The organism is Marinobacter piscis, from assembly GCF_007671655.1.
Lineage (GTDB): Bacteria > Pseudomonadota > Gammaproteobacteria > Pseudomonadales > Oleiphilaceae > Marinobacter > Marinobacter piscensis.
Window position 1 is genome coordinate 297360 of the sequence record NZ_VCGX01000002.1, and the last position, 12123, is coordinate 309482.

Genomic DNA, 12123 nt, shown 5'->3' on the forward strand with positions numbered 1-12123 from the left:
TTCTGTCATAAGGAGAGACGTATGACGCTGACAACACTTCTGATTGTGGCGGCCGCTCTGATCGGCATTGGTATTTACGGCACACTGTCACAGCAGTCGTTCGTAATGTTGATGATGGGCCTGGAGTTAATAGTGAATGGTGCCATGCTCGCGGCGGTCAGTTTCTGGGCTCTGAGCGCTGCCGGTGCCCCTGAAGGCCAGCTGCTGACGATTGTTGCGATGGCAGTGATGGCCATCGAGATGGCCATGGGCTTTGCGCTGGTGGTGGCCGTGTTCCGCGCCAAACAGGCAGATACCACGGAAGCGCTGGACGGGCTGAAACACTGATGCTTTGGCTGGCCCCGCTTTTTCCCATTATCGCCGCGCTGTTGCTGTACCGTTTCTGGGCAACAAGCCCATCCCGGTTAGCCATTGCCTGGTCCGCTGCGGCCGTGGTGTTTTTAGAGCTGGCAATTGTGTGGTTTGCAGAAGCTTCGGGCTGGAGCGGCGTGCTCAACTGGAATCGCCATCTGCAACTTGGCATAGGTTTTACGCCGCTGACGTTTTTAGCCGCCTTGGTGGTACCTGTGGTGGCTGCGCCTATTGTGTTCTTCGCCGCTGCCCATGAAGAGCCTGAGAGGCTGGGACGTTTAATCGCCTTGCTGGTGGGTTTTGTCGGCGTAATGCAGCTGATTATTCTCGCGCGGGATTTGCTCAGCCTGCTGATTGCCTGGGAAATTGCCGGTGCTTTCTCATGGTTATTAATTGGCCACCGGTTTCAGGATCCGGAGCGCGGCCGCAACGCGTCCCAGGCGTTTCTGGTGACCCGTGCAGGGGATCTTGGTTTATACCTGGCTGCCTTTGTAGCCTTTCAACAAGCCGGAAACCTGGCCTATGCCGGCCTTGATCAGATGAGCCCTGTGGCGGCCAGTCTGTTCGCCGCAGGCGTTACGGTCGCCGCATTCAGCAAGTCGGCTCAACTGCCGTTTTCGCCCTGGCTGTTCGCTGCCATGTCTGGCCCCGCTTCGGTATCGGCGCTGCTGCACGCCGCAACCATGGTCGCCGCGGGTGTGGTGCTGCTGATGCAGTTGCAGCCAATGCTGGCGGATGTCAGCTGGTTCGGGCCTGTGCTGATGACCGTCGGGCTGGCTACGGCGTTGGCCGGGGGGCTGGTGGCGGCGGCATCACCCCACGCAAAACGCCTGTTGGCGGGCTCTACTTCAGCCCATTATGGTTTGATGTTTGTGGCTATAGGTGCAGGTTATCCCGTGGTTGCGTTGCTGCATTTTGCCTTGCACGCACTCATGAAAGCGCCGCTGTTCATGGTGGCGGGCATTGCGGGTCATCAGGCCGGTAGTTATAACCTTGCGAATATCGCCCGTGTTCGTTTGCCTGACAGCCTGATATACACCAGCGCTATCGCGGCCCTGGCGCTGGCCGGTTTGTTTCCACTGGGTGCTGCCTGGACAAAAGAGGGCGTGGTGTCTGCCGCAGGAGTCGTAGCGCCATGGCTGGCAATCGTGGTGATGCTCGCGGGCGGGCTGAGTGCAGTTTATGCAGCGCGTTTTCAGTGGAGTCTGTTCCTCCGCCATAAAGAAAAGCAACCGGGTAACTCATCTACATCCGGTCCTGCTTGGCAACAGCACGGGCCGCTATATGTGCTCGCCGTCCTGGTGTTATCAGGCAGTGTTCTATGGTTGCCGACGGTCAATCGCGAGCTGGGTGCCTGGCTGGCATCTTCGTTTCCGGGGATCAGGCTGTGGGAGTTTGTCGTCTCAATGGTTTTGGTATTGCTAGGCCTGTTCGCAGGTTATCGCATGGTGACGACTGAGCTGGGGCAGGGCGGGCGCAGGCTCAGCGCCGGGCGCGACTTTTTGGCTCGCTGGCTGTTTCTGCCGCAACTTGCTCAGCGTTTTGTTGTTATGCCGGTGGACGCGTTATCACGGCGTTTGGCGACCCTTGATGATAAAGCCGTGGATGCCGTTGTTCGCGCTGGCGCCCGTTTTGCTCTTTGGCTGGCCAGTGTTGGTGTGCGCTCAGGGGAGTCACTGTCTGATCTGTTGCCCAGGGGAGGTGCCAGGTTTGGCCTGGCCCTCGCCGCGACCAGCAGCCGCTGTCTGGAATGGTTATCTGACCAACTGCCCGAAGCGCCATCCCGTTTGTCCGGCCTGGCCGGACACCAGATACGACGGCTGCAATCGGGCATGTTGCACCACTATTACAGTCTGATGGCCGCCGGCGTGGGCGTTTTTGTGCTCACACTGCTATTCGCTATTATTAAAGGAGGGTTATTGTGATACTCACTGCCGCACTGGCCATTCCCTTACTGGGCGCACTGGCGCTGGCACTCTGGACCGGCTGGTCGCAATCTGCAGCCCGGCGTTGGGCTGTTGCAGTCAGTATCATTCCATTGGCTCTGATGGCATTAGCCTGGTGGCGCTTTGATAATAACGGCGCCATGTTCCAGCTTGTGGAGGAGGTGGAGTGGGTGCCCACCCTGGGTATGGGCTTTCGCCTCGGGGTGGACGGTATTGCCTTGGCTGTCGCCGCCATGTCGGCGTTGCTGTTCACGGCAGCTATAGCTTATCCGGTGGATACCCGTGGTTCCGCACGCCAGTATTATGCCTGGCTGTTGTTTCTGGAGGCGGCCTCATTAGGGGTGTTTCTGACGCTGGATCTGTTGCTGTTCTACGTGTTTTTCGACCTTACCCTGGTGGGTATGTATTTCCTCATTGCCGGCTGGGGCCACGGGAAACCGGAAAGGGCTGCGCTCAAGTTCTTTATCTATACGCTGTTCGGGTCGCTCTTTTTGTTGCTGGCGATTTTAGGTCTGTACCTTGCAGCCGATCCGCTCACCTTCGATATGCGCGAACTGATTGCCCAACAGCCGCTGGCCGGTGCCGGCGTCATCGCCAGTGTGGTGATGGCGGCTTTCCTTCTGGGATTCTTGATAAAAACACCACTGGCGCGTTTTCATACCTGGCTGCCCGCTGCCCGCTGCCCACGTAGACGCGCCGGCGCCAGCTTCCGCCATTCTGGCCGGCGTGTTGTTGAAAATGGGGACCTATGGCCTGATCCGGATCCCGTACAGCATGATGGCCGACACCTTCACCCGGTGGGCCTTGCCTCTCGGTATTCTGGCGCTGATTTCCGTTATTTATGGCTCGCTGGCGTTGCCTTGTTGGGGCTTCTGATTTCCGCTGCATTGTTCTTACGCATATTGCAATCGTTGTTCTTCGGAGAACTCCCTGACCGCTGGAAGTCCATGCCGGACCTGAATGCCATAGAGGTTTCCGTACTGGGGGTTCTGTTGGGGCTGGTGGTGCTGATTGGCGTTTATCCTGCCGTTCTGATTGATCTGGTCGAAACCTCCATCGTCTGGCTGGTAGGAGGCCAGTAATGCCCGTTTCCGACCTGCTACCGGAGCTGATGGTATTGATAGGTGCGGCGGCCATTGTCGTCAGTGCGTCATTTTTACCGCACCGGCTGCACTGGCTGTGTGCTGTCGCAGCAATCGCAGTGTTACTCGCCAGCTCCGTCGTGGTTTGCCTGCGCTGGAATGACCCAGCTCAGCTGACATTTTCAGGCATCTGGGCGCTGGACGGCGGGGCCGGGTTTGCCAAACTGGTGATTTTTGGCAGTGCCATTGCCGCCTCAGCGCTTTCCCCGCAATGGATGGCCACCGATCGCCGCCACGGTGAGTATTATGGCCTTCTGCTATTCGTAGCTCTGGGCGCTGTGATGATGGCCGCTGCGGCCGACACCATGGAGCTGATTATCGGGGTCTTGCTGTCGTCGGTGACGAGTTATGCGCTGGTAGGCTATCACCGCCAATGGAGTCCGGCGCAGGAAGCGGCGATGAAATATTTCCTGATCGGCGCATTGGCCAATGCCTTATTGGTGGTCGGGGTCGTGCTGCTGTTCGGTCTGACCGGGGCCACAGGTTATCGCGAACTGAGTGCCGGGTTAGCGGCCAACCCTGACCCATGGGTAGTGACCGTTGCGTTTGTATTCATACTGGTTGGCCTGGCGTTCAAACTGGGGGCTACGCCCGTGCACATGTGGGTACCGGATGTGGCCCAGGCTGCCCCGGCCCCGGTCGCGGCTCTGGTTACCATCATTACCAAGGTTGGGGCCGCCGTTGCACTAGCGCGGTTTACTCTGTTATTGCCCGAAAACATAGCCTGGCCGTGGGCCATAGCCCTCATGGCTACAGTCACCATGATCTGGGGTAACCTGGCGGCGCTGTGGCAAACCAATCTGCGCCGGCTGTTGGGGTGGTCGGCTGTGTCCCAGTCGGGGTACGCGCTCATGGCCATTGTGGTTATCGGCGTGGTGGATCAGGCTCTGGCGGCGTTGCTGGTATTTCTCGCCAGCTACGCCGTGGCCAATCTGGCGGCATTTTCAGCGGTGGTGTATTTGCGAGGGCGCACCGACTTATCCGACTACCGCGGGCTGGCCCGTCAGCGCCCATGGACAGCGGCGGTGATCATACTGGTGTTGCTGTCCTTCCTGGGGCTGCCACCGCTGGTGGGCTTCTTTGGCAAGTTCCTGTTATTCAGCGTCGTGATTGAAGGCGGTTATGCCTGGCTTGCCGTTGTTGCGGTGATCAACACGGTGGTGTCACTATTTTACTATCTGCGGGTGATTGCCGTGCTGGTGCTGCCCCGCGAGCACCAGCACTCGGCAGATATGGGCTGGGCGGCTGGCACCACCATGATTGTCACCGGGCTGTTGGTTCTGGCTCTGGGGCTTGGGGCCAATGGGTTGATTGAGCTTGCCCGGGTGTTACTGGCTCCTTACCACCCAGTGCCTTAATCGAATTTGGTATCGACGCCCGCCAGCATCAGATTAGAACGGCTGGCGGCATCGCTCATCACCGCCAGCTTGTACTGGGCAACTTGTTCGAATCGCTTGAGAGCCGTTTCAGGTACATCGGCGGCGGTTGGAATATCCGCTTTCAACGGATTTACCGGTCGGCGGTTCGCATGCAGTTCGAAGTGCAGGTGAGGGCCGGTGATGCGGCCAGTCTGGCCGGAATGGGCAATTTTTTCACCACGGCGGACCTGCTGCCCCTTGCGCACAAAGATTTTATTCAGGTGCAGGTAGCGGGTTTTGTAGGTGTTGCCATGGTTAATATCAACGTATTTACCTGCGTAGGGGTGATTGCCCACGCGTTCAATAACCCCGTCCCCGGTGCTCATCACGGGCGTACCCACAGGTGTGGCCAGATCGACACCGTTGTGGGGCGAGGTGCGGCCAGTAACAGGGTGAAGCCGGTTCGGGTTGAAGTGTGAGCTCACCCGGAAGGAGTTGGCCGTAGGCAGGCGCCGGAATGCAGGCAATACACTTTTGCCATTCTGATCATAATAATTGCCGTCTTCGAACAGGAACGCCGTGTGAGTCCGGTTGTGTCGCTCAAGCGAGACAGCTTCAATACGAGTGTTTCCGGTACTGTCCGAGGCTGTTCTTTCATGGCCGATGATCACGGAAAAGGTGTCGCCAGCTCTTAATTCCCGACGGAAATTAAGCTGATGCTCGAGGAGCTGCTGGATCGATGCAATCTGTGCCCTGGACAACCCGGCATTCATGGCTGATTGATAAAAGCTGCCATGAATGGAACCCTTCAGGACTTCTGACACCCAGTGCGTGTCCTGTACCGTTTTCTGGTACTCAAATGTATCCTCACCCACCCTGGTGTAGGTAATCGAACGGGCAGGGTCGAGATCCAGTGCCAGTTGTCGGAACTGACCCTGCTCATTGAAGGTAAGCTTCAGTTCCGTTCCCGGCTGCAATGTTTCCAGTGCCAGATATTCCACATCGGCCTTCATGATCCGGTTCAGGTCCGCCTGCGATGCTCCGGCTTGGCTAAAAATACTGCTGAGTGAATCCCCCGCCTGCACGGTATGGTGCACAACAGGCGTTGCCTGAGCCGGCTTCACCGAGTCTGGTTGTAATGCTGGATCTGTCGCCGCGGGGCCTTGCTGCTGTTTGATCAGAGGCTTGATGTTCTTGATGTTGGTCGATGACTCACTCTTAGCAGACCAGACGCCGGCGGCTAAAATCAGGGAAATTGCACCAGCTAGTAAAGCTGCATGGATCGACGTATGCGTTCCTGAACGAATCATTGGTAAAGTGTCTCTTCGCGGGCTTGCAACCACATGGGTACGGGATAGTAGGGTTATACTACGCGGATTCAGTTACTCCTACAAAATAGAAGGTTATTCCGGAATTCCTCCTTACTCAACCCTTTTCTGTCATTTATGATAGTAATAGGTGCTGCCCGACACACTGACACATATCACGTTCACGCTTTGTGAACCCGGCCCTGAGAGAAGCGCCATGATGAAAAACCAGCCACACACTGTCACCGCAAAGGTTGAAACCCTTAACGAGCTGGCCGAACTGGCTGACTATTCACTGATGGATTCCCTGAACTGCGATCCGGATGGAACCGTTGATGGCCGCGACCACGCGCCACGACAAGTCTTCAGCGGGCACTATGTGCCTGTAGCCCCGACGCCGATTGAAAGTCCCGAGTATATAGCGCACAGCTTCAACCTGTTCCGCGACCTGGGGTTTGCCGATGATCTGGCACAGTCTGATGACTTTATGCGCCTCTTCTCCGGTGACCTGTCGCGCCTCCCTGAGCCCATGCGTCAGGTAGGTTGGGCCTGCGGCTACGCGCTGTCCATTATGGGCACCGAGTTCGTACAGCAGTGCCCGTTTCAGACCGGCAACGGGTACGGCGATGGCCGTGCTATGTCGGTGCTGGAAGCCGTCATCAACGGTCAGCGCTGGGAAATGCAGTTAAAAGGTGGCGGCCCCACGCCTTACTGCCGTGGGGCCGACGGGCGCGCGGTTTTACGATCCAGCGTGCGGGAGTTTCTGGCACAGGAACACATGCACGCACTGGGTGTGCCTACCTCCCGGTCTTTAAGCCTGTACGTGTCGAAAACCGAGAAAGTCCGGCGGCCCTGGTACTCCGAGGGCTCGCGTTCGAGAGATCCGGATACATTGGTCCAGGAGCCGGTGGCGATTACGACCCGGGTGGCGCCCTCGTTTATCAGAGTGGGCCAGCTTGAGCTGTTCGGGCGTCGTGCACGCAAGAATGAACACCCGCAAGCGATGGCAGAGCTTGAACAGATTGTGCTGCATCTGATTGATCGCGAGTACGACACGGAGATTAAACCCGAACTGGCGCTGCAGGACAAAGTCGTGGCGCTGGCTCAGGCGTTTCGGGGCAGGTTGACCTCTCTCGTGGCGAACTGGATTCGTGTCGGCTACTGCCAGGGCAACTTTAACAGTGACAACTGTGCTGCCGGTGGCTATACGCTGGACTATGGCCCGTTCGGCTTCTGTGATCTGTTCAATCCGCGCTTTCAGCCATGGACGGGTGGGGGAGATCACTATGCGTTTCTGAACCAGCCCGTGGCCGCCGAGGCCAACTTCCACATGTTCTGTGTGGCGCTGCGGCCGTTGTTGGCAGGGCACCCCGACTGCCTGCAGCAGCTTGATGAAGTTGAACAAGGCTTTGCCGGAGTGATGCAGGCTGAAATGGAGAAAATGTGGGCTGAAAAGCTCGGACTGGATACGTTTCACTCAGATTTGTTTCGTGATCTGGCAGGATTGATGATGCAAACAGCCGTGGACTACACGCTGTTTTTCCGCGAGCTCTCCGCGCTGCCGGACACTATAGGCCCGCTGAAAAAGAGCTTTTACAAAAGCCCGGCTTACGCAGAAGACCCGGAAAGCTTTGATAAACGCTGGTCTGCCTGGCTTAACCAGTGGCGAACTCTGGTGGGCGTTGACAGCTCTGCGGCGCGTTCCGGCGAAGAGATCTCCAACTCTATGAAGCGAGTGAATCCGAAATACAGTCTGCGGGACTGGCTGGTGGTGCCCGCCTACGAACAGGCGGAGGCCGGAGACTATGAGTTGTTGCGAGAACTGCAAAGTGTCATGACACAGCCTTACGCAGAGCAGTCACAGCAGATTGAAGAAAAATATTATCGGTTGAAGCCGTTGGAGTTGTTTGGCGTTGGGGGTGCATCCCATTACAGTTGTTCTTCGTAATGTCAGAGCCGGTTAGGAGGCTTCAGGCATCAATCCGTCGCCAGGCTGCTTCCAGAAAGCTGTATACCCCGAAAGCAAACAGCCCCAAAGCCACAATGCCAAGAAGCCAGTTGCCATAGGGGCTGCGCGCCAGCTCACATTGCCCAGCAGGCCAATTAAAAGGATAACCAACAGTGTCTGGCCCAGAGGTTGCTGCATTACCTTCTGAATCGCGCCCTTGCTGTCCACTGTACCACCGCCGACGCCAATTGCTGACATAACCGCCAGCCCGCCGATGACAGTATAAATGAGTCCCCGAGCTCCGTACCCCAGTCGCGCGAACCATTTCAGCTTATGTTCATTAGCATGTTTTATCATGTACGGGCCTTGGTAGGGTCAACACAGGGAATCAGCAACGCCATTGAATTATAGATTGCATAAACCTCTGCTGCCTACTAACTTGAAACGTATAAATTCAGGCCTGAAGATGGAAAAAATACACGGCACAGCGGACACAAGGTGAAACAGTGAAAGTTTCACGGTTATGAGAGGTGACACAATGTCTGATTCAGTGCTAGGCGAAAATTACTCCCATAAAATCAGTGCAGAGTTTGACAGTGAATCTGCGGCCAACAATGCAGTGGACGTTCTGGTGCGGGCCGGCATACCCGCTTCTCAAACGGAAATTGTACGGCCTGATGATCCAGACATGGCCATAAAAGTAGAGCCTGAAGTTCAGGGTGTCGCGAGGTCCCTTGCGAAAACCCATGTGGTACTCGGGGTGGCGGGACTTGTTTTTGGTCTCGTGCTTGCGGCCTTGCTGGTGGCGGTCGGCCCAACACTAACCCAGTCAAGTCCGGTGATGACCTTCATTGCTCTGGGTTTTTTATGCCCCATAGTGGCGCTTCTGCTTGCGGGGGCGATATCCATACGTCCTGACCATGATCCCGTCATAGAAAAGACACGTATGGCTAACAAAGCGGGCCGCTGGACGGTGGTTGCACATTGCGCGAGCCTTGAACAGCAGAAGGAAGCGAAAGAGGCGATGGGCTCCGATATACAGTCCTTTTAGGCGGATGCGTAAAAGACAACAAGGCCGTCTTCCTGGTCCACCCAAATAGTTGCTGCTCCTGGTGTGCCCGGTAGAATGCGCGGATGAACCGCTCACAATGGACTTTTCGCGTTACTGTTCTGATCGCTGTTGCTTTTGTAATGGCAGGTATCTGGCTGGTCCTTCGGCAACTGGGAATGCCTGCCAGTATTGCGCCGGCAGTCCTGGCCGAATGGTTTCATGGGCAGGGTATATACGGGCCGGCACTTCTGATGCTGCTGATGATTCTTGCTGTGGTTGTCGGGCCCATTCCGACACTGCCCATCAGTGCGGCCGCCGGGCTGGTCTACGGTGTCTCTACCGGAACTGTAATCGCAGTGGCAGGCGCCCTGGTGGGGGCTATTATCGCTTTTTATCTTGCGCGGGTTCTGGGTCGTGAGGCGGTCCAACGCAGGCTGGGCGACCACCCGGTGTTCTCGACCTCCGGGTCCCAGCGGTTTTTATTTATAGCGGTAACGCTTACGCGCCTGATTCCAGTGTTTTCATTTGCCCTGGTCAGTTACGCCGCCGGGGTGACAGCGATTACGCTCTGGCGCTATGCACTTGCAACCACCGTCGGCATGCTTCCTATGACCTTCGTATTTGCAGGACTGGGCCAAAGCTTTGAGCTGAGCCCGCTGTTAACGGTAACAGCGGCTGGCATAATTCTTGTGGTAATGAGCACGTTGCCGCTGTACCTGAGCCGGCGGCCCAATTCCTGGCTGACTCGTTTTCTGCAGTAGCTACACCGGGCTGGTGGCCAGAATCTTCTTCAGAAAGGCTTTTGTCCGGGGATCTTTCGGGTTGTGAAAGATATCGCCGGGCGGCCCTTGTTCTACTATATGACCACCGTCGATAAAGATCACCCGGTCTGCTACGTCCCGTGCAAAAGACATTTCATGGGTAACCACCATCATGGTCTGTCGCTCCGACGCCAGCTGCTTCATCAGCCCCAGCACCTCTTCCACCCACTCGGGGTCCAGTGAGGATGTAGGCTCGTCAAACAGGATGACGTCAGCGCCGGCAGCCATGGCCCGGCCAATACCCACCCGCTGCTGCTGGCCACCCGACATGGAAGCGGGGTACGCATCTGCTTTATCAGCCAGACCAATTTGATCCAGAATCTCGCGAGCCCTCTGGTAAGCCTTTTCTTTGGGCCATTTATCCACCACCAATAAGCGCTCAGCAATGTTCTGCAGTGCAGTTTTGTTGGCAAACAACGCGTAGTTCTGGAAGACGAAGGCGGTACGCCGGCGCATCGAGAGAATATCCGCCCGGCTGGCACGGTTTACATCCACTGTGAGGTCGCCCACGGTCATGGTGCCTGCCGTTGGTTGTTCCAGGAAATTGATACAGCGTAACAGGGTGGATTTGCCGGTTCCCGAAGGACCGATGATCACCACAATCTCACCTTCTTCAATAGCAAGGTCTATTTCGTCAAGAACTACGGTCTCGCCAAAATGTTTACTCAGTGACGACAGTTTGATCATCGGTTATAAGCCTTGTTCAGACGGGTCTCCAGATAGTTCTGAAGCTTGGACAGCAGTTCAACCACAATCCAGTACATGATGGCGGCAACAATAAACGCTTCGAAGTACAGAAAGCTGCCGGCTGCTTCTTTCTGGGTGGCGCCCATCAGTTCGGTGACTCCAAGAGTAAAGGCAAGGGACGTGGCTTTGATCATATCGATGAAGTAGTTCATCAGAGTCGGCAGGGCTACCCGTGTTGCCTGGGGCAGGACCACTCGCCGCATCAACTGGCCATTGGTCATACCGATCGACAAGGCAGCTTCCGTCTGGCTACGATCAACCCCAACGATCGCGGCACGGATAGACTCCGCCATGTACGCGGAAAAGTGCATGGTCAGGCCCATGATTGTCGCTGTGATGCCATCAATCACCGTTAAGGCACTGAACAGTTGCGGCAAGCCGTAATAGAACAGAAACAACTGTACGAGTAACGGCGTGCCCCTGAAGAAGGAAATAAACACAATGGTCAGCTGATTGAGCACCGGAATGCGCAGCACTCGCACAACCGCAAACAGGCAGGCAAGAATCAACGCAAGCACCATTCCGATGCCCGCCAGCTGAAGGGTAAGAGGCAGGTACCTGAGCAGAACAGGTACCAGGCCAAGCATGTATTCGACGTTCAACACGTCCATATTAGTCAGCCCTCAGCGCGCCTGTCAGGGTTGGGTGATATCGGTACCGAACCATTTTTCTGAAATGGATGCCAGTGTGCCATCTTCCCGCAGAGTTGCCAGAGCTTGGTTCACCTCATCCCGCAGGGCCCGTCCTTCTTCTGTGTCATGGAAGGGGTTGGCGTTGGTGATCTGTGAGAAGGTGGGGCCTGCCAGCTCGAGGGGCAGAGGCTTCTCTTTAATGATCTGGCTGGCACTGACCCTGTCCATTACGAACGCATCCACGCGCCCTAGCGCTGTGTCCCGCTCCAGATTGCTTTCATAGGTTTTGATGTTAATCTGATCCGCATAAGGAAGCTCTTTCAGCAGTGCTTCAAAGTTGGACCCCAGGTTCACCGCGACGGTTTTTCCCTTCAGATCTTCCACGCTCTCAACCTCAGTGTTGCCTTTTTTTGTGACAACCTGCGCACCATCGTAAACGTAGGGTTCGCTGAAGATATACGCTTTTTGCCGCTCGTCGGTGATGGTGATCTGGTTGGCTACTGTGTCGATACGACCGGATTGCAGCATGCCGAAAAGACCGGAAAAATTCGCGGTTTCGTATTGAATATCGCGCCCCATCTCCTTGCCCAGAGCGTCCATGATATCCACTTCAAAACCTTTGATCTCATCCTGTTCCACAAAGGTAAACGGAAAATACTGGCCGGACATCCCGACTTTTAATGGTTTCTCCTGTGCAAGTGCAGGCGCGCCTGCAAGTAGAGAAATAGCAAGCACTGTATTGATCAATAGCGTTTTCATAAAGCCTCCGTTTTAGCGAGCCCGTACCTGAAGCATAGCCGGACGTGACAATTGGGCAATG

At 56.2% G+C, this 12123-nt stretch carries 12 protein-coding genes; 7 read left to right on the plus strand and 5 right to left on the minus strand.

Features of this window, described 5'->3' with window-relative positions:
• The first annotated feature begins 21 nt into the window (after positions 1-21).
• Genes nuoK through FFI95_RS07120 form a run of 4 tightly spaced genes read left to right on the plus strand, consistent with a single transcriptional unit; the run spans position 22 to position 4797 of the window.
• Positions 22-327: an NADH-quinone oxidoreductase subunit NuoK gene (gene nuoK, locus FFI95_RS07105; RefSeq protein WP_144821736.1), complete on the plus strand. Its 306-nt coding sequence runs from the start codon at positions 22-24 to the stop codon at positions 325-327.
• The gene (locus FFI95_RS07110) at positions 327-2276 is read left to right on the plus strand and encodes an NADH-quinone oxidoreductase subunit 5 family protein (protein ID WP_144821737.1); all 1950 of its coding nucleotides are present in this window, start codon (positions 327-329) and stop codon (positions 2274-2276) included. Before nuoK ends, FFI95_RS07110 begins: the two co-directional genes overlap by 1 nt.
• Complete coding sequence (locus tag FFI95_RS07115) at positions 2273-3379, plus strand: proton-conducting transporter transmembrane domain-containing protein (RefSeq protein ID WP_218975809.1); 1107 nt, start codon at positions 2273-2275, stop codon at positions 3377-3379. Before FFI95_RS07110 ends, FFI95_RS07115 begins: the two co-directional genes overlap by 4 nt.
• A complete protein-coding gene (locus tag FFI95_RS07120; RefSeq protein WP_144821738.1) occupies positions 3379-4797 on the plus strand; it encodes an NADH-quinone oxidoreductase subunit N in 1419 nt (472 codons plus the stop codon). Before FFI95_RS07115 ends, FFI95_RS07120 begins: the two co-directional genes overlap by 1 nt.
• Here FFI95_RS07120 and FFI95_RS07125 read toward each other — a convergent pair.
• Positions 4794-6107 (minus strand): peptidoglycan DD-metalloendopeptidase family protein, encoded by a 1314-nt coding sequence (locus FFI95_RS07125; protein WP_144821739.1) that lies wholly within the window; start codon positions 6105-6107, stop codon positions 4794-4796. The genes FFI95_RS07120 and FFI95_RS07125 overlap by 4 nt on opposite strands.
• A 214-nt stretch (positions 6108-6321) precedes the next feature.
• On the opposite strand from FFI95_RS07125, the gene FFI95_RS07130 reads away from it, so the two are divergent.
• A complete protein-coding gene (locus FFI95_RS07130; protein ID WP_144821740.1) occupies positions 6322-8052 on the plus strand; it encodes a protein adenylyltransferase SelO in 1731 nt (576 codons plus the stop codon).
• A gap of 12 nt (positions 8053-8064) precedes the next feature.
• On the opposite strand, the gene FFI95_RS07135 is transcribed toward FFI95_RS07130, so the two are convergent.
• Positions 8065-8409, minus strand: a complete 345-nt coding sequence (locus tag FFI95_RS07135) for a DUF1206 domain-containing protein (protein WP_144821741.1) — start codon at positions 8407-8409, stop codon at positions 8065-8067.
• Positions 8410-8590: 181 nt separating this feature from the next.
• On the opposite strand from FFI95_RS07135, the gene FFI95_RS07140 reads away from it, so the two are divergent.
• Together FFI95_RS07140 and FFI95_RS07145 are read left to right on the plus strand one after the other, a co-directional pair.
• Positions 8591-9103: a hypothetical protein gene (locus FFI95_RS07140; RefSeq protein ID WP_144821742.1), complete on the plus strand. Its 513-nt coding sequence runs from the start codon at positions 8591-8593 to the stop codon at positions 9101-9103.
• An 83-nt stretch (positions 9104-9186) separates the two neighbouring features.
• Complete coding sequence (locus FFI95_RS07145) at positions 9187-9864, plus strand: TVP38/TMEM64 family protein (RefSeq protein WP_144821743.1); 678 nt, start codon at positions 9187-9189, stop codon at positions 9862-9864.
• Here FFI95_RS07145 and FFI95_RS07150 read toward each other — a convergent pair whose 3' ends face one another.
• The 3 genes from FFI95_RS07150 to FFI95_RS07160 are packed head-to-tail and all read right to left on the minus strand — an operon-like array spanning position 9865 to position 12062.
• Complete coding sequence (locus FFI95_RS07150) at positions 9865-10611, minus strand: amino acid ABC transporter ATP-binding protein (protein WP_144821744.1); 747 nt, start codon at positions 10609-10611, stop codon at positions 9865-9867.
• Positions 10608-11282 (minus strand): amino acid ABC transporter permease, encoded by a 675-nt coding sequence (locus FFI95_RS07155; protein ID WP_144821745.1) that lies wholly within the window; start codon positions 11280-11282, stop codon positions 10608-10610. The genes FFI95_RS07150 and FFI95_RS07155 overlap by 4 nt, the downstream gene beginning before the upstream one ends.
• A 24-nt stretch (positions 11283-11306) precedes the next feature.
• Entirely contained in the window at positions 11307-12062 is a 756-nt protein-coding gene (locus FFI95_RS07160; protein WP_144821746.1) for an amino acid ABC transporter substrate-binding protein, read from the minus strand.
• Between the last annotated feature and the right edge of the window lie 61 nt (positions 12063-12123).